Source organism: Flavobacterium supellecticarium (genome assembly GCF_004801375.1).
Taxonomy (GTDB): Bacteria; Bacteroidota; Bacteroidia; order Flavobacteriales; family Flavobacteriaceae; genus Flavobacterium; species Flavobacterium supellecticarium.
Genome location: NZ_SSNZ01000001.1, coordinates 477,834 through 498,191 on the forward strand (window position 1 = coordinate 477,834; position 20,358 = coordinate 498,191).

Consider the following 20,358-nt stretch of genomic DNA (forward strand, 5'->3'; position numbering starts at 1 on the left):
TATTCTAAAATCAGATTAGAGTTTTTTTTCAACGATCACTTCCATTTGGTTGCGATAGTAATTATAGGTTTCCAATTGCGCCCGGAACATTTTTTCTTTGGGACGTTTCCGGTATTTATTTTCCAGGTTTTCCGAATGCAATCGGGCCTTTACATTTCCTTTCCAACCGATATTAAAGGTTTCAATTAATTCGTTTTTAATATTCGAATCATAAATCGGGCAAGTTACCTCCACTCGGGCATCGAGATTTCGGGTCATAAAATCGGCTGACGAAATATAGACTTCCGGATCACCTTCGTTACCAAAAATATAAATCCGCGCATGTTCCAGATAATTGTCAACAATACTAATCGCTTCAATATTCTCGCTCATTCCCAATACGCCTGGTATCAAGGAACAAATACCGCGGACAATCAGTTGAATTTTGACACCAGCGCGACTGGCTTCGTATAATTTATCGATCATTTTAAAATCGGACAAACTATTCATTTTTAATTTAATATAGGCTTCCTTTCCTTCTTTGGCATTGTGCATTTCCCTTTCGATCAGTTTGATAAACTTCGAACGGGTATAATGTGGCGAAACAATCAGATGCTTGTAGCGATGCACGCGGTAATTCACATCAAAGAAATCGAAAATCCGATTAATATCCCTTAAAATCGGCTGGTGACTTGTGAGCAGCGTTACATCGGTATAAATTTTAGCAGTGGCTTCGTTAAAATTTCCGGTAGAAATAAAACCGTATCTAAAAATTTTTCCTTCCTCCACGCGCTCAATCACACAAATTTTGCTATGTACTTTTAGTCCTTTAACACCAAAAATCAGTTCAACACCTTCCGTTTGCATTTGTTCGGCATACGAAATATTACTGGCTTCGTCAAAACGTGCCTGTAATTCGATTTGTACAATAACCCTTTTCCCATTTTTAGCAGCATTGATCAGGGAACTGATAATCTGCGAATTTTTAGCCAGACGGTATAAGGTGATTTTGATAGAAGTCACTTTTGGATCCAAAGCGGCTTCCCTTAAAAATTTAATCAGATAGGAAAACGACTGATAGGGTGCATTAACCAGAAAATCCTGTTGTTTGATTCGTTCCAGAATACTTCCTTCCAGACTTAAACCAACGACCGGTAAAGGCGGATTTTGTCTAAAAAGCAAATCGTAACGTCCTAAATTCGGAAAATCCATATAATCACGACGGTTATGGTACCGTCCGCCGGGAATAAGACTATCGGTCGCATCGATTTTCATACGGGTAAGGAAAAAAGCCAGTGTATCCTTATCGATCGATTGATCATAAACAAAACGTACGGGTTCTCCTATTCTACGGTCTTTTACACTGGTTGAAATTTTTTCGATCAAACTTTTATTCAGATCGGAATCAATATCGAGTTCGGCATCACGGGTAATTTTAATCATATGCGCCGAGATACTTTCGTAATCGAATATATTAAAGATACTGTGTAGGTTATAGCGAATTACATCATCCAACAATATAATATATTGTTTGTCGTTACTGGATGGAAGTACCACAAAACGATTGATCGTTTTAGGAATTTCGACCACCGCGTAGCGCACTTCTTTTTTCTGGATAATTTCGGATTCCTCCGGGTTCTTGTTTTTGGGATTCATCACCAATTTTATCGCCAAATAACCGGATGTATCTTTTAACAAGGGAAATTCATCCAGATCGTTAAGGATAATTGTCACCAATTCGGGACTTACCTTCTGGATAAAAAACTCTTTAATAAAATTTTGTTGCTCTTTATTGGTTTCAGATTCATTAATGATAAAAATATTTTCACGTTCGAGCATTTTTTCAATGACACTGAGAATACGTAAACTTTCGGATTGTTGTTCGATTACAATTTCAGTAATATCTTTGAGTAATTGCTGGGCGGAAATGCCACCTAAGATTTTTTCACCGGAAATTCCTTCCATACTCAGCCTGCGTACAGCGGCATAGCGTACGCGAAAAAACTCATCTAAATTATTGGAAAAAATACCTAAAAACCGAAGTCTGTCTAATAGTGGAACGCTTTCGTCTGCTGCTTCCTGTAAAACTCTTGCATTAAATGCCAACCAACTTTTTTCTCTGTCAATATATCTGTTTTCGTGAGATGTCATACTTTTAACTGCCTTGGAAATAAGGTTTTTATTGTTTTTCCTTTATGAATAGTGTTCCATTCGTTTTGTTCAAAGCTTATTGAAACAAATCCTGCGGTGGGCACATTATCAATATAAAGGTCACCAAATTTATTAACAAAATCTGTGATAGCCTCGTTATGTCCAAAAAGAATTAGGCTATCGAACCTGTTTTCGCATTTCTTTATGGCTTCTTCAAGATTTTTACTATCAAAAGTATATAAGTTCTCATTTATAATAACACTCTCGTATGGGATTGACAGATTTTGAGAAAATATCATGGCCGTTTCTCTGGCGCGTTTAGCGGGACTACTCCAGACTAAAAACGTTTTAGGTAAGAAACCATTTAGCTGACTAAAAATGATATTGGCATCATGAATACCTCTTTGAGAAATAGGTCTGTCAATATCTTTACTCGGGGTTTCCCAGCTCGATTTAGCGTGACGGATTAGAATTAAATTTTTCATGATGAAAAAGATTTATTCTATAAAGTACGTCAAAAAAAAAGAAAAATGCCAGTCTGCAACTATCAAAAAAATGTTAATTCGAAGATAAAACAAGCCGTTTTATCGAAAAGTAAGATTCCTGTAAACCACATTCACTACATTTTAATAACTTTATGTTATATAAAACAAATATATAACCAAAATAATACAGAATAAAAATTTTATTACTGTTTACCATTTTAATTTCACAGTTTGTTTTAAATACACAAGATCAGGATATAATCAATCCGTTGCTAATCTAATTCGCTACATTCTGATTTTTAATAGTGTATTTAAAACCCTCTTATGTCTATAACCGCGACTAAGAGGATTTCTCCGGATTTTAGAATAATAAGCAATTCAGCATTAAACTCCCTATTTAATGCATGGAGATTCATATGTCGTCTTTAATACAAAAACAAACAAACGATGAACACTTTAAAAAAAAGATTAAAAGTCATATACCTATTTTTACTAATGGTAACAACTGTCCATAGTCAAACTTTTATATCCTATACTGATTTTATAGATACTCAATATGATAGTCGTCAAAATACAACCGGTATCGATTTCACCAAAATGGAAACTTATCTAAAATCGGTTGAACCCAAACTATATATCATAAACGGAATCGTAAATGACCGAACACAAAACAGCACGCTAAATTATGCAGAAGTCGACACTTCCTCAATAAAACAATTACTTTCAGAACGAGACACAAATCAACTTACAATACTCACACTCCGAATTACAAAAAACAATACCACTAAAGCTCATATTGCAGATCTTCAGAAACTCCAACACTTACAGTATATCCACCTGATCTGCGATAATGATTGTAGTTACCAAGACATTAAAAGTCTTTTTTCAGACAGTCGGCGCAATTATCTGATTATTTATTCACTTATCACACCCGAACAATAATCCTGCAAAAGTTTTAATATGAAAAATATTACTATACCCTTAAAAATTGGAGTTTCTATCCAAAGCGCCCTGGTATTTTTGTTTGTTATTACCGCCCTGGAAGCGTTTTCTCAGATAAGAGTACCATTTAAACAAAGAACCTCACAATATTCACCCAATAAAAAGATCTACAATGTAAAAGGAGATTTTTGCATGATTGGAAATACAAACTTAACATTGGCGAACTACACAGATAATACTAATAATAATAATTCCGAAATGATCTATGTAGATGTTGACAATGATATAACTACGTTGAATTCGTCATCGGCAACATTAACTTTTTCTACGGAAAACGGCGCTATTCCCAGTTGTTCAAATATTATTTATGCCGGTTTATACTGGTCTGGCAGAGCCAGAGCTACTGATGGAGTTAGCCCAAATACCTTTACGGTAACCAAAAATGTTACTTTACCTCCAACGCCAGTAAATGAAGATCCAATCATTCATCATGGAGAAAATATCATTTATACCCAAACGAACATGACAATTCGTAATAATGGTAGTATTGTGTACGAATTTAGAGGGAACAATTCCGTAGATTTTGAATTTCAAAATGAAATTCCTTACATCCGTTACAGGATCAATTCAGGTAACTGGATACTACCCGACAATCAACAGGAATTGATAGATGGAAACATTCGAAGCGTCCGCTTTACGCCTGTAACTATTTTTTCACAACCTTCGGGTGTCACCCTCACTATTAATGCTTTGGAAAGAGATATCAGAGACGATTTATCGTTAGCAGACTATAGGGCAACCGCTGTTGCTAATACAACTGTAAGGGGCTTTAGCAACACAACTCAAACAATAACAAAAAACTTTAACAAGAGAACAGTTTCCATAAAAGGCCCAGGAGCTACCAATTATAGTACAATCACTGCCAATCCCAACGATATTTATTACCCAACAGACACAGATTCCCATATGTATTCGGGTTATGCCGAAGTCACCAACTATGTCAAAGAACATGGTTTAGGGGAATATACAGTAGCCGACATTGCCACAACAGAGGGCTACGAATTTAATACTGGTTATTATGGCGGTTGGGGATTAATTGTAATCTATGAAAACTCTAAAATGAATTCCAGATCTGTAACTGTTTTTGATGGCTATGGATATGTAAGAGTGAATAATAATTTTGAATTGCCCGTAAGTGGATTTAATACTACACAAAATGGTCCTGTAAATATAAAAATAGGTGTCATGGCAGGAGAAGGTGATCGTACATATTCCGGTGATTTTTTCAGCATTCAGAAACAAAGTGACAATAGTTGGTTAAGGCTGAGGCATTCCGGCAATAATCCCAATAATTTTTTTAATTCTTCGATCAATATCGATGGCCCCCGAAATCCTAATTTGCTCAACAGTACCGGTGTGGATATTAGTGCTTTTATGGTACCTAATCCGAACAACAGTGTTATAACCAATAACCAAACTTCAACAAAATTCCGGTATGGTACCAATCGTGATTTCTATATTATCTTCTTAATAGCGATGGCAATTGATTCTTATATACCTAATCTGGAAGTTAATACGACGGTGGCAAATATAGATGGAACTCCGGTCGGTTCCGGTACGTTGAGCGTTTTACCAGAACAGGAAATTGAATATAAAATAAAAATCTATAATAACGGAACCGAAGCGATCAATAATACAGTGTTACATATACCGATACCTTTTATGACAGAATATGTAGAAGGCAGCGGATCAAATACTATTTTTTTTAACCCCTTACCTACGCCTAATACCCTAACATTTAATCCGAATGAAGGCGCATCTGGCTCTATTATATGGGATATAGGAACCTTACCTATATCAGCAAATACATCGGATATTTTAGGTGAATTAACCTTTAAGCTAAAGATAACGGATGATTGCAATATTTTAAAAAATTTAAATTGTATTCCGGCAGTTGTTATTAATGGTACCAGCTCCGGTGTTGGAGCCATTACAGGTATCCCGATAACAGACTTATCCTTTACCCAGGGATATACAACTTCGGGTTTATGTCTTGGTGAACCTATATATGAACCATTAAGTATTTCAATTATAAAAGATGATTACGTGACTGCGAAATGTCAAAACACCCCAGACCTATTGCATTTTGATTTTTGTGACACCGTAGGTTTAAATTTATACTCGCAATTAAGTCCCGTTTTTATTCCGGAAACACGTTTTTATAGCAACTACCCTGTTGATTCGGCCACAATCGAATACACCAGTGACAATCCATTTCCTGTAACTCCTGGAACCCAAACCTATTATGCTATTCCACCCGGTAATATTAGTTGCTATACTAATTTTGAAGTTACGATAACTTCAACCCCAGTAATTACAGCACCCGCTAACCAAACTATAGAAGGATGCGACACTGTTGCTATTACCGGATTAGTTTATAGCGAAACTCCGGTAACAATTAGTAATGATCAATTTTGGGCTGCAGGAGGTACAATCATTACCCTGCCATTGGATAACACAATTACTTATGTAGATACAAAATCAGGAACTTGTCCCTTAATTATAACCCGGACTTTTTCTAGCAATGGCATCTGTTCTACAAACCAAAATTATGTTCAGCAAATTACAATATCAGATACTATTCTACCTGTGATTACAACTCCGGCACAGCATATCACTGTAGCTTGCGACGCAACTGATACTTCTTTACAGGATTGGCTAAACAACAATGGTGGAGCTATAGCGACCGACAATTGCGGAGGGATAACCTGGACCAATGATTTTAATGCTTTGGGACACAACTGTTTTGATAGCGTAATGGTAACCTTTACAGCTACCGACTCCTGTGGAAATGCAACAACAACAGCGGCCAGCCTTAGTAGTACTGATACTATTCCGCCGGTAGCACCAATACCTCCGGCAGATATAACCGTTGATTGTGTGGGTGCTGTTCCACCGATGATCAGTCTAACAGCAATTGACAATTGTTCTGGAGCGATAACCGTTCCGGCTCAGGAAATGACCACTATAGCCATTTGTCCCAATAATTATATCATCGTTAGAACCTGGACTTTTATCGATGATTGCGGGAATACTTCGAGTGTATCCCAAAATATAACCGTAAACGATACTATTGCCCCTACATTTACCGTACCGGCTGATAGTACTATTTACTCCGATGCAAGTTGTAATTACGACGCTTCCCTTGCCATTACCGGCGATGTAACCGATGAAATTGATAATTGTGCATCCGGTTTGGAGGCGGTATTTACCGATACGGTAGCCGATGGAAACTGTTCCGGAACAAAAATCATAACCCGAACCTGGACCTTAACCGACGATTGTGACAATGTAAACACGCAAATACAAACCATTACCATAATGGATAACATTGCACCGGTAATTACAACTCCGGCACAAAATATCACTGTGGTTTGCGATACAACTAATGCTTCTTTACAGGATTGGTTAAACAGCAATGGTGGCGCTACTGCGACCGACAATTGTGGGGCGATTACCTGGACCAATGACTTTAATAATCTAACAAACATCTGTTTAGACAACACAATAATAACCTTTACGGCTACCGATTCCTGTGGAAACGTAACAACAACTACGGCCAGCCTTAGTAGTACTGATACTATTCCACCGGTAGCTCCAACGGCTCCGGACGATATAACCGTTAATTGTGTTGATGCCGTTCAAGAGATGATCAGCCTGACTGCAATGGACAACTGTTCCGGCGCCATCTCGGTTATGCCACAGGAAACAAGTATTCCTGGGAACAGTCCCGGATCTTATAGAATCGTCAGAACCTGGACTTTTACGGATGCTTGTGAAAACACCTCCAGCGTATCCCAAAACATTACTATTATGGATACGATTCCACCGTTGGCACCAGTAGGTCCAGCAGACATTACCCTGGACTGTGATAGCCAAATCCCGGAAATGATTAGTTTGACAGCAATAGATAATTGTTTAGGAGAAATAACAGTTGTCGGTGAGGATATTACAATTCCGGGGAATTGTCCGAATTCCTACACTATTGTCAGAACCTGGACTTTTACAGATGACTGTGGCAATACATCATATACGACACAAAGTATCAAGATTATTGATAGTATAGCTCCTGTCGTTCCAGCTGCTCCTGCCGATGTTTCACTGAGCTGTGGTGATGCAATACCGGATATGATCAGTCTGACAGCAATAGACAACTGTTCGGGTGAAATAACGGTAGCAGGTCAGGATACTATTATGCAGAAAAGTTGCCCGAATTCCTATACTATCGTTAGAACCTGGGTCTTTACGGATACTTGTGGGAATACATCCAAGATCACACAGTATATAAATTTCAAGGATGAAACGCCGCCGGTAATTCAAAACGCACCTGTGGATACAACCGTATCGTGTAGTAATGCTATTCCAATAATGCCTACTCTTACAGCGATTGATAATTGTTCCGGAGAAATGACCGCTTTAGGTACAGATACAATAACACCTGGAGATTGTCCTTATTCATTTATAATTACAAGAACCTGGATTTTTACCGATGCCTGTGATAATAAGTCTCATCATATTCAGATAATAACGGTTTCAGATGATGTTGCCCCTTCATTAACTTCTGACCTTGAAACAGCGATCGATACAGATTGTTCCAACATTCCACCGGTTCCCGAACTGACTTTTACAGACAACTGCGAAGGTGCTGTAACAGTAGCGTATAGTGAAAATACAACCGATCAAACAGCTCAAACCTATAGTATCTTTCGTACCTGGACAGCAAATGATACCTGTTTGAATACACAAATTTATACACAAACGGTCAATGTTGTGAATACTAATTTATCGACTAAAGTATCAGGTGCCTTATGTGTCGATGACGAACCATTGGATTTATTCAGTCTGTTACCGGAAAATACACCTCAAAATGGCACCTGGTCGGCTGATAATAGTGCTGTTATAGTAACAGACCATTTTTTAAATCCGAATTTGTTAGCGTTAGGTAACTATATAATCCGCTATACTGTTATCGATACGAACTGTCTGAGCACTTTTGAGATTCATATCGAAATACACGACCGGTGTACTATACAGCCAGCCCAATCGATCACTGTTTATAGTGCTGTATCACCAAATGATGATGGTAATAATGATGTCTTTTATATCGATGGAATCCTTTTTTATCCGCAAAACAGTGTTGAAATTTACAACAGATGGGGTGTATTAGTCTTTCATACGAATAGCTACAATAATACAACCCGTGTATTCCGGGGTATATCAGAAGGTCGCTCCACTTTTAGTAAAAAAACCGAGTTACCAGAAGGAACCTATTATTATATCTTGAAATATAAAGATAAAAATGGTGACGGACATAGCAAAACAGGTTATCTATATCTGGCTCGTTAATCTGTTTTACAATATAGTTCAATTTAATAATCAGGTGAACATGAAAACATATTTTAACATACTATATATATACATATTGATGGGAACCACCGGGTATTCCCAACAAGACGCTCAATATACACAATATATGTACAACACAATCATGATTAATCCGGCCTATGCGGGTTCGCGAGGCACAACGAGTATTTTTGGGATGTACAGACAACAATGGGTTGGATTAGACGGAGCACCGGTTACCGTAATGCTCTCAGTGAATACGCCGCATAAAAATGAAAAAATCGGTTTGGGATTATCGTTTACAAACGATAGAATAGGACCTTCATCTGAAAACAACTTTTCGATGGATTTTTCATATACCATACAACCTTCACAAAGGTATAAGATTTCGTTTGGACTCAAAGCCACAGCCAATCTGTTTAGTTTGGATATTAATAAACTAAATATACTACAGCAGGGTGATCCGCAGTTTCAAAACCTTAATATGGATTTCAGTCCTAATGTCGGCGCCGGAATTTATGTGCATTCCGATAACACCTATTTTGGCTTTTCGGTTCCTAATTTTCTGGAAACCAAACATTATAAAGATAATTCCGTTTCGGTGACCAAAGAACGACTACACTATTATTTTATCACCGGACACACATTTGATTTTAGCAGTGAATTAAAATTCAAACCGACACTGTTGGTAAAAGCAGTAGAAGGCGCACCGATACAAGTCGACCTGTCTGGGAACTTCCTGATCAGTGACAAACTTACCCTTGGTGTTGGCTATCGTTGGGATGCTGCTGTAAGTGCGTTGGCCGGATTTCAGGTATCCGATTCCTGGTTTATCGGCTATGCTTATGATGCCGAAACCTCGCGATTAGCCAATTACAATTCGGGATCCCATGAAATTTTTCTTCGATATGAGTTTTTCAATAACTATAACCGGGTGCTCACACCGCGTTTCTTCTAAATCGTATGATGATGAAAAAAAAAGTGATATTACTAATAGCCTTGATCAGTTATTCTGCTGCTTTTCCTCAAAAAAACAGCATCAACAACGCTGATAAAAAATACGATCATTATGCCTATATAGATGCTATTAAAATGTATGAAAAAGTGGCGAAAAAAGGGTATAAATCGGCAAACCTGTTCGAAAAACTGGGCAATTCCTATTATTTTAACGGGGATCTTGATAAGGCAGAAAAATGGTACGAAAAACTTTTTACGCTTAACCAGACTGTCGAACCGATCTCTTATTTTCGGTATGCTCAAACTTTAAAAGCGATCGGGCACTATGATAAAGCCAACCAAATGCTTTTGGTTTTCTATAAGAAAACCAACGATCCATTAGCTAATGAACTACTTAATAACCCGGATTATATTCAGAAATTACGGGAAGATTCCGGACGTTTTCAGGTAGAAAACACTGGAATTAATTCCAAATATTCCGATTATGGTCCGGCTTTTTATAATAACGAGTTAGTGTTTAGCTCTGCTCGTGATGCCGGGGGCATATTTCAACGGAAACACCAATGGACCAATCAGTATTTTACTAAATTTTATGTAGCACAGAACACTGGGGAGGGTTATCTGTCACCTACAAAAAAGTTTTCAAAAAATATTGATAGCCGTTTTCATGAATCGACCCCGGCATTTTCTAAAGATGGTAAAACAATGTATTTTACCCGGAATAATTATAACAATAGAAAAAAAGGGAAAAGTTCCGACCGGATCATCAAGCTTAAAATCTACAAAGCGACACTTTCCGATGGAAAATGGGACAATGTAACCGAAATGCCGTTTAACAGCAACAACTACAGTACGGCACATCCGGCATTGAGTCTGGATGAAAAAACACTGTATTTTTCGTCCGATATGCCCGGTAGTCTTGGAAATTCCGATATTTATAAAGTAACCATCAATAGCGATGGAACCTATGGAAAACCGGAAAATCTGGGGAAAACCATCAATACATCCGGAAGGGAAACCTTTCCGTTTGTTTCACAAAAAAACGAACTGTATTTTGCTTCCGACGGGCATTTAGGGATTGGCGGACTGGATATTTTTAAATCCAAAATTTTAAATGACGGTTATTCGACTCCTGAAAATCTGGGAAGTCCGGTGAACAGTCCAAAGGATGATTTTGCGTTGATCATGGACAGTCAGAAACAAATGGGGTATTTTAGTTCCAATCGGGATGGCGGACAAGGATCCGACGATATTTATAAGGTTAAAGAATTGCCTTGCGAACAGCTTTTAAAAGGAATAATCACCGATAAAGAAAGCGGATTACCGTTGGCCAATGCCAAAGTATCCCTTTTTGATGCTAATAGAAAATCAATTGATTCGCTCCAAACCGATTCCAACGGATTATACCGTTTTGAAACGATCGATTGTGATAAAATCTATTATATCAAAGCCGAAAATGAAGGATATCAAACCCTGGAAACCAGTGTGATCATACCGGCCAAAACAGGTAAAACCACACTAAATATCGAATTGGAGAAAAAAAGTGTTCCCATCAAATCAGGCAGTGATCTGACAAAAGTGCTTCCCCTCGAAACGATCTATTTTGATCTGGATAAATGGAATATCCGTCCGGATGCCGAAGTGGAACTTCAAAAAGTAATTACCGTTCTAAAAGAACATTCAACCATAACCCTCGATATTCGTTCGCATACGGATAGCCGCCAAACGCATCAATACAACGAACGTTTGTCCGACAGAAGGGCCAATTCGACCTTGGAATATATAGTAAAACATGGTATTGATCGCAATCGTCTAACCGTCAAAGGTTATGGTGAAACGCAACCGATAAACCGTTGTTCCGATCGTGTTCCTTGCTCTGAAGCCGAACACCAGCAAAACAGACGTAGCGAGTTTATCATCGTAAAAATGTAATCTTTTTTATTTAATTATATCTATTTTAAAACGACAAAAGCATCCTTTTTAAAAAAGGATGCTTTTGCATTTTGGGTATTTGGATTGGATTTTAGTAAAACTTTTATTTTTTATATAAATAGAGATGCAGATACAAAGCTAACCATTCCTATTCAATAGAAAAAAAACTCAGAGAAATTGTCCGTCTGATTAACCATAAAGTCTATTTAATTTAACAAAACCGCATACATTCTTGTGTCGGATTTTTATAAAAACAAGAAATATATAACAAATCAAGTCTAAAATAATCGTTACTTCACAGATAAAAAAAGTCCTTTTATCGAAAAACCTTACGAAAAGAAGTAATCCCGATTTTATTTGAATAATTTAGTATCACTAGAAACACGGCAAGGCATTGTTTTTATTTTAAGTAAATACCACTTCCGCTTAAAATACACACAATGTTCCGCGATAAAATCCGTATGTCTATTGCGATACCACTAATTTATATCGCATTTTACTTTTTCATTTCCTAAAACAGTACTACCCTTTTAATTAAGTCGCTACGTACTTTTTGTCGCTTATCCTGACAATTTGTTCCATGACTTTGTATACCGTATTTCTATAGGTGTTAGAACGCTACAGTTTTATCGCCCTGGGATTCCTTATGCCATTTGTTTCGCAACTAACTTAATTAAATATATTGATTATGAACGCTTTAAAACAAAAAGCAGCCGTACTGTTTCTGCTATTCCTCCTGGCAGAAACGGTACATTCACAAACTTTTATATCCTACCAGGATTTAATGACAAACAACGGGTATGGAAGTAAAAAAGAAGGTTCCGCTTTTGATTATGATCATGTAAAATCATTATTAAAAGAATTGCATCCCAAACTTTACATCCTTAATGGTAAAGAGAAAAATTTAACGCAAGGTAATTTGTATTATGCCGAAGTTGATGCGACTTCATTCAGGCAATTGCTCGCGATGGATAACATCGGTTCATTGGAAATGCTTACTCTTAAGCTCAGTGCCAATGACGCAGCAAGGATCGATCCGACAGCACTTGAAAAATTCAAGAATCTGAAGTATATCTATATTATCTGTGATTTTAAATGCAATCCGGATTATATCAAAAGCCTGTTTCTAAATAATCGTCATGATTATTTGATCATATACTCGATATCCATACCCAGTTAAATTTTATTAAAAGTCATCAGATTATGAGAAACTTTACCCAATTAAGTAGTATCATATCGGCGACATACACCAAATTCCTGCTAACCTCTTTTTTGATGTTTACAGCCATTAGTGTGTTTTCGCAAGTTCGGGTTCCGTTTACCCAACGAACCTCTCAGTATTCGCCAACTAAAAAGATTTATAACATCCAGGGCGATTTTACCATGATCGGGAATACCAACCTGTCATTGGTAAATTATGGGGACAACACGAACAACAGTAACAACGATATGCAATATGTAGATGTAGACAGTGATCCAAATACATTAAATTCATCTTCCGCAACACTAAACTTTTCGACCGAAAACGGTGCGATTCCTAACTGTTCCAAAATTATCTATGCCGGACTATATTGGTCGGCCAGAGCTTCCAATGGCAGTTCCAGTCCCGATACTTTTTCGGTGACTAAAAATTTTCCGGGCGCTCCACAACCTGTAAACAGTAATCAAACCGTTGGCCATAATGATGCGATTACGAATTCGCAATATACGATGAGTGTTTCGCGTCAGGGAAATAATAACAGCTATTATGTTCGCTATGATTTTAATGGTAACGGAAATACGGTTCAATTCGAATTCCAGAATGCCACACCATACATCCGCTATCGCATTAACAGCGGAAGCTGGATCAATCCAACCAATCAGGTTGTGACAAATAATGGAAACACCAGAGTCGTAACCTTTGATCCGGTTACGGTATACACCGAATCCGGAGGCATAACCCTTATCGTAAATGGTTTGGAACGTGACTCCCGACAAAACCAGTCCACAGCCCAATACCAGTCGACTTCATTTGCCTATACCAACGTTAGCGGAAGCATTTCAAGCACCGTTAGCGTAACCAAAAACTTTAACAAAAGAGAAGTTTTATTAAAAGGTCCGGGCGCTTCAGGTTATACACCGGTTACGGCTAATACCAACGATATTTACTATCCGAATTCCACCGATGATTTTATCTATTCCGCCTATGCGGAAGTAACCGATTACGTAAAACAATACGGCTTGGGCGATTATACCGTAGCCGATGTTGCGATGGTAGAAGGCAACGGAGGATCTGTAGGATATTATGGCGGTTGGGGATTAATTGTGATTTATGAAAACTCCAAAATGAAATGGCGTGATGTAACCGTTTTCGACGGACACGCCTATGTGAGTGGTAGTAATACAACCAGTTTTGAATTACCGGTATCGGGATTTAACACCGTTCAGACCGGTCCGGTTAATCTAAAACTTGGCTTAATGGCGGGTGAAGGTGATCGCGGTATTAGCGGAGATTATTTCAGTATCCAAAAACAAAGCGATAACAGCTGGCTGGATCTGAATCATTCCGGAAATACAACCACAAACTTTTTTAATTCATCGATACTCACCGGTGGCAACACCCTAAATCCAAACCTGTTGAACAATACCGGTTTGGATATCAGTATGTTTACGATACCGAATTCCGGAAACAGTGTTATCACCAATAACCAGACGTCTACCAAATTCCGGTATGGAACCACGCAAGACACCTACTCTATTTTTACGATAGCCATGTCGGTCGATGCCTATGTTCCGCAACCTCAGGGAATTTCGTCCGTTACCACGATAAATGGTAACCCTGTAAGCGGACCGTTAACTGTTTTACCGGGACAGGAAATCGAGTTTAAAATAAAAGTTTTAAACGAAGGATCGGAAGCCATTAACAATGCAACCGTAGAAATACCGGTGCCTTTTACCGCGAGTTATGTAAATGGTAGTGCTTCGGGTAACATCCTTTTTAGTCCGGCTCCGAGTCCGAATACCGTATCGTTTAACCCATCTCAAGGTGCAAACGGCTCCATTATCTGGAATATCGGAACACTTCCGTTACCGGCCAATCCATCGGATGTTTTAGGCGAACTTACGTTTAAATTAAAAGCAACCGAAGATTGTAGCATACTCAAAAATATGCACTGTAGTCCGGCGATAACCATATACGGTTATATAAACGGTGTCGGTGCTATTTCAGGAGTTGCCGTTACAACCAAACCGTTTATTCAGGGTTATACGGCTTCTGGAATATGTCAGGGCGAACCTATAAAAGATCCGTTGACCATAAGCATTAATTCGCAGGACTATGTAAACAGTCATTGTCAGAATACACCGGATGAAATTGTATTTAATTTTTGTAATGCTTCCGGTAGTATTGCGGTATCACAAGTGAGCGGAGCCTTTCCTCCGGGAACCCGTTTTTACAACAGCTATCCGGTTGGTTCCGGCACTGTCGAATATACCGCCTCTAATCCGTTTCCGGCTACTGTAGGAACACAAACCTATTATGGTATTCCACCGGGAAGCACCGATTGCTATTACACCTTCAAAATCAGCATTGCTACGAGTCCTGTTATTACAGCTCCGGCTAACTTTACACTCGAAGGTTGTAGTACCGGTTCCATAACGGGTCAGGTATATAGTGCAACACCAGTTAGCATTAGTCTGGCTCAATTTTTAGCCGCGGGCGGAAGCACAACAAACCAATCGTTAAACTATACCATTACCTACGTCGATACCCAATCCGGTACTTGTCCGTTGGTTGTAACCCGAACTTTTACGATTAGTACCGCTTGTGCAGCGAATCAGCATTTTACACAACAGATTACTATAAAAGATACTACCCCACCGGTAGTGCCAACGCCACCAGCTGCTATAACCGTAGTCTGCGGTAGTGCTGTTCCGGCGATGATCAGCCTAACAGCCAATGATAACTGTTCCGGTGCCATTACGGTACAAGGTGTGGATGTAACCACTCCGGGTAACTGTCCGAATTCCTATACTATCGTAAGAACCTGGACCTTTACGGATGCCTGTGGTAATACATCCAGCGTATCACAAAACATTACTGTAAATGATAATGTTCCACCAGTAGCACCAGCTGCTCCGGCAGACGTAACACTTGCTTGTAGTGGCGACGTTCCGGCAATGATCAGCCTAACAGCCAATGATAACTGTTCCGGTGCCATTACGGTACAAGGTGTGGATGTAACCACTCCGGGTAACTGTCCGAATTCCTATACTATCGTAAGAACCTGGACCTTTACCGATGCTTGTGGCAATACATCAAGCGTATCACAAAACATTACTGTTAATGATACTATTGCGCCAGTAGCACCAACCGCTCCGGCAGATATCACACTTGCTTGTGGTGGCGATGTTCCAGCGATGATCAGCTTAACAGCAAACGATAACTGTTCCGGTGCAATAACCGTACAAGGTGTGGATGTGACTACTCCGGGTAACTGTCCGAATTCCTATACTATCGTAAGAACCTGGACCTTTACCGATGCTTGTGGTAATACATCCAGTGTATCACAAAACATAAATGTGAACGATAATATTGCGCCAGTAGCACCAGCTGCTCCGGCAGATGTAAAACTTGCCTGTGGCGGTGATGTTCCGGCAATGATCAGCTTAACAGCAACTGATAATTGTTCCGGTGAAATCACGGTACAAGGCGTGGATGTAACCACACAAGGTAATTGTCCGAATTCCTATACTATAGTAAGAACCTGGACCTTTACCGATGCTTGTGGCAATACATCAAGCGTATCACAAAACATTACTGTTAATGATACTATTGCGCCAGTAGCACCAACCGCTCCGGCAGATATCACACTTGCTTGTAGTGGCGACGTTCCAGAGATGATCAGCTTAACAGCCAATGATAACTGTTCCGGTGAAATCACGGTACAAGGTGTGGATGTAACCACACAAGGTAATTGTCCGAATTCCTATACTATAGTAAGAACCTGGACCTTTACCGATGCTTGTGGCAATACATCCAGTGTATCGCAAAACATTACTGTAAATGATAATGTTCCACCAGTAGCACCAGCTGCTCCGGCTGCAATAAGCGTAGCTTGTGGCGGTGACGTTCCGGCGATGATCAGCTTAACAGCCAATGATAACTGTTCCGGAGCCATAACCGTACAAGGTGTAGATGTAACGACTCCAGGTAACTGTCCGAATTCCTATACTATTGTAAGAACCTGGACCTTTACCGATGCCTGTGGTAACTCATCAAGCGTATCACAAAACATTACTGTAAATGATACTATTGCACCAGTAGCACCAGCTGCTCCGGCTGATATCACACTTTCATGTGGCAGTGATGTTCCGGCGATGATCAATTTAACAGCAACTGATAACTGTTCCGGTGAAATCACGGTACAAGGCGTGGATGTAACCACACAAGGTAATTGTCCGAATTCCTATGCTATCGTAAGAACCTGGACCTTTACGGATGCTTGTGGCAATACATCCAGTGTATCGCAAAACATTACTGTAAATGATAATGTTCCACCAGTAGCACCAGCTGCTCCGGCTGCAATAAGCGTAGCTTGTGGCGGTGACGTTCCGGCGATGATCAGCTTAACAGCAACTGATAATTGTTCCGGTGAAATCACGGTACAAGGCGTGGATGTAACCACACAAGGTAATTGTCCGAATTCCTATACTATCGTAAGAACCTGGACCTTTACCGATGCCTGTGGCAATACATCCAGCGTATCGCAAAACATAAATGTAAATGATACTATTGCGCCAGTAGCACCAGCTGCTCCGGCAGATGTAACACTTGCTTGTGGCGGTGACGTTCCGGCGATGATCAGCTTAACAGCAACTGATAATTGTTCCGGTGAAATCACGGTACAAGGCGTGGATGTAACCACACAAGGTAATTGTCCGAATTCCTATACTATCGTAAGAACCTGGACCTTTACCGATGCCTGTGGCAATACATCCAGCGTATCGCAAAACATAAATGTAAATGATACTATTGCGCCAGTAGCACCAGCTGCTCCGGCAGATGTAACACTTGCTTGTGGCGGTGACGTTCCGGCGATGATCAGCTTAACAGCAACTGATAATTGTTCCGGTGAAATCACGGTACAAGGTGTAGATGCAACTACTCCGGGTAATTGTCCAAACTCCTATACTATCGTAAGAGCCTGGACCTTTACGGATGCTTGTGGCAATACATCAAGCGTATCACAAAACATTACTGTTAATGATACTATTGCGCCGGTTGCGCCAACTGCTCCTGCCGATATCACACTTACTTGTGGTGGCGACGTTCCGGCGATGATCAGCTTAACAGCTAATGATAACTGTTCCGGAGCCATAACCGTACAAGGTGTAGATGTAACGACTCCGGGTAATTGTCCGAATTCCTATACTATCGTAAGAACCTGGACCTTTACCGATGCCTGTGGTAATACATCCAGCGTATCGCAAAACATTACTGTAAATGATAATGTTCCACCAGTAACACCAGCTGCTCCGGCTGATATCACACTTTCATGTGGCGGTGATGTTCCGGCAATGATAAGCCTAACAGCAAACGATAACTGTTCTGGAGCCATTACGGTACAAGGCGTGGATGTAACGACTCCGGGTAACTGTCCGAATTCCTATACTATCGTAAGAACCTGGACCTTTACGGATACTTGTGGCAATACATCCAGTGTATCGCAAAATATAAATGTGAACGATAATATTGCGCCAGTAGCACCAGCTGCTCCGGCAGATGTAACACTTTCCTGTGGCGGTGATGTTCCGGCAATGATAAGCCTAACAGCAACTGATAACTGTTCCGGTGAAATCACGGTACAAGGCGTGGATGTAACCACACAAGGTAATTGTCCGAATTCCTATACTATCGTAAGAACCTGGACCTTTACCGATGCCTGTGGCAATACATCCAGCGTATCGCAAAACATAAATGTAAATGATACTATTGCGCCAGTAGCACCAACCGCTCCGGCAGATATCACACTTGCTTGTGGTAGCGACGTTCCGGCGATGATCAGTTTAACAGCAACTGATAACTGTTCCGGTGAAATCACGGTACAAGGTGTAGATGTAACGACTCAAGGTAATTGTCCGAATTCCTATACTATCGTAAGAACCTGGACCTTTACCGATGCCTGTGGTAATACATCCAGCGTATCGCAAAACATTACTGTAAATGATAATGTTCCACCAGTAGCACCAGCTGCTCCGGCTGATATCACACTTTCATGTGGCGGTGATGTTCCGGCAATGATCAGCTTAACAGCAAACGATAACTGTTCCGGTGCAATAACCGTACAAGGTGTGGATGTGACTACTCCGGGTAACTGTCCGAATTCCTATACTATAGTAAGAACCTGGACCTTTACCGATGCTTGTGGCAATACATCCAGCGTATCGCAAAACATTACTGTAAATGATAATGTTCCACCAGTAGCACCAGCTGCTCCGGCAGATATCACACTTGTTTGTGGTAGCGACGTTCCGGCAATGATAAGCCTAACAGCAACTGATAACTGTTCTGGAGCCATAACCGTACAAGGCGTGGATGTGACTACTCCGGGTAATTGTCCAAATTCGTATATAATCACAAGAACATGGGCTTTTACGGATGCTTGTGGCAACACGTCAAACAGTATCCAGATCATAACCGTTTCGGACGATATCGCACCATCGCTAACATCGACTCTCGATACTGAGGTTACTGCCGATTGTGCTAATATTCCACCGGTTCCGGAACCAACTTTTGCCGATAATTGTGGCGGTACGGTAACGGTAGAATATAGCGAAACGACAGCGAATCAAACGGCACAATCCTATAGCATTATTCGCACCTGGACGGTTAGCGATGTCTGCTTTAATACGCAAACCTACACACAAACTGTGAATGTTACGATTAATAATCCGCTTACAGTAGTATCAAAAGCGATTTGTATTAAGGATGAACCTGTTAATCTTTTTAGTATCTTACCGGAGGGAACGCCACAGGATGGCACTTGGTCAACAACAAATGCCGGAGCAGCCTTAGAAGGCAGTATATTTAGTCCTAATCAGGTAGCATTAGGTAACTATATTGTCCGCTATACCATTTCAAATGGAGACTGTCCGCGTATTTTTGAGATCAATATAGAAGTACACGACAGATGTATTGTACTACCGGCCTGTTCTATAAATGTCTATAATGCCGTATCGCCAAATGATGATGGTTATAATGATGTCTTTTTTATTGACGGAATTAGCTGTTATCCACAAAACAATGTTGAAATTTACAACAGATGGGGTATATTAGTATTCAGTACCGATGGTTACGATAATACAACCCGGGTATTCCGGGGCGTATCGGAAGGACGAGCTACCTTTAACAAAGGAGCCGAATTACCCGATGGCACTTATTTTTATATTTTGAAATATAAAAACGAAAGTGGTACCGAATTTACTAAAACGGGCTATTTATATCTTAACCGATAGTAGTAATAGCTTT

The 20,358-nt window shown here is 39.8% G+C and carries 8 protein-coding genes; 6 read left to right on the forward strand and 2 right to left on the reverse strand.

The features are described from left to right. Window positions 1-15: 15 nt before the first annotated feature. Together ppk1 and E6C50_RS02385 are read right to left on the reverse strand one after the other, a co-directional pair. Window positions 16-2,130 (reverse strand): polyphosphate kinase 1, encoded by a 2,115-nt coding sequence (gene ppk1 / locus E6C50_RS02380; RefSeq protein WP_136401595.1) that lies wholly within the window; start codon window positions 2,128-2,130, stop codon window positions 16-18. Beyond that, entirely contained in the window at window positions 2,127-2,615 is a 489-nt protein-coding gene (locus E6C50_RS02385; RefSeq protein ID WP_136401596.1) for a SixA phosphatase family protein, read from the reverse strand. The genes ppk1 and E6C50_RS02385 overlap by 4 nt, the downstream gene beginning before the upstream one ends. A gap of 447 nt (window positions 2,616-3,062) precedes the next feature. Between E6C50_RS02385 and E6C50_RS02390 the strand changes: the two genes are divergently transcribed. The 6 genes from E6C50_RS02390 (at window position 3,063) to E6C50_RS02415 (ending at window position 20,345) form a co-directional block, all read left to right on the forward strand. Next, window positions 3,063-3,557 (forward strand): hypothetical protein, encoded by a 495-nt coding sequence (locus tag E6C50_RS02390; RefSeq protein ID WP_136401597.1) that lies wholly within the window; start codon window positions 3,063-3,065, stop codon window positions 3,555-3,557. Window positions 3,558-3,575: 18 nt separating this feature from the next. After that, a complete protein-coding gene (locus E6C50_RS02395; RefSeq protein ID WP_136401598.1) occupies window positions 3,576-8,963 on the forward strand; it encodes a gliding motility-associated C-terminal domain-containing protein in 5,388 nt (1,795 codons plus the stop codon). A gap of 40 nt (window positions 8,964-9,003) precedes the next feature. After that, window positions 9,004-9,918, forward strand: coding sequence for a PorP/SprF family type IX secretion system membrane protein (locus E6C50_RS02400; protein ID WP_136401599.1), 915 nt, complete (start codon window positions 9,004-9,006; stop codon window positions 9,916-9,918). A gap of 11 nt (window positions 9,919-9,929) precedes the next feature. Beyond that, complete coding sequence (locus E6C50_RS02405) at window positions 9,930-11,849, forward strand: OmpA family protein (protein ID WP_136401600.1); 1,920 nt, start codon at window positions 9,930-9,932, stop codon at window positions 11,847-11,849. A 688-nt stretch (window positions 11,850-12,537) separates the two neighbouring features. Next, window positions 12,538-13,029 carry a hypothetical protein gene (locus tag E6C50_RS02410; RefSeq protein ID WP_136401601.1) on the forward strand — a complete coding sequence of 164 codons (492 nt, stop codon included), beginning with the start codon at window positions 12,538-12,540 and terminating at the stop codon, window positions 13,027-13,029. A 23-nt stretch (window positions 13,030-13,052) separates the two neighbouring features. Then, the gene (locus E6C50_RS02415; protein WP_136401602.1) at window positions 13,053-20,345 is read left to right on the forward strand and encodes a gliding motility-associated C-terminal domain-containing protein; all 7,293 of its coding nucleotides are present in this window, start codon (window positions 13,053-13,055) and stop codon (window positions 20,343-20,345) included. The last annotated feature ends 13 nt before the right edge of the window (window positions 20,346-20,358 follow it).

Bases quoted from the DNA above. Each gene is read 5' to 3' on its own strand.
- ppk1 (WP_136401595.1), bottom strand. From the start codon at position 2,130: ATGACATCTCACGAAAACAGATATATTGACAGAGAAAAAAGTTGGTTG.
- E6C50_RS02385 (WP_136401596.1), bottom strand. From the start codon at position 2,615: ATGAAAAATTTAATTCTAATCCGTCACGCTAAATCGAGCTGGGAAACC.
- E6C50_RS02390 (WP_136401597.1), top strand. From the start codon at position 3,063: ATGAACACTTTAAAAAAAAGATTAAAAGTCATATACCTATTTTTACTA.
- E6C50_RS02395 (WP_136401598.1), top strand. From the start codon at position 3,576: ATGAAAAATATTACTATACCCTTAAAAATTGGAGTTTCTATCCAAAGC.
- E6C50_RS02400 (WP_136401599.1), top strand. From the start codon at position 9,004: ATGAAAACATATTTTAACATACTATATATATACATATTGATGGGAACC.
- E6C50_RS02405 (WP_136401600.1), top strand. From the start codon at position 9,930: ATGAAAAAAAAAGTGATATTACTAATAGCCTTGATCAGTTATTCTGCT.
- E6C50_RS02410 (WP_136401601.1), top strand. From the start codon at position 12,538: ATGAACGCTTTAAAACAAAAAGCAGCCGTACTGTTTCTGCTATTCCTC.
- E6C50_RS02415 (WP_136401602.1), top strand. From the start codon at position 13,053: ATGAGAAACTTTACCCAATTAAGTAGTATCATATCGGCGACATACACC.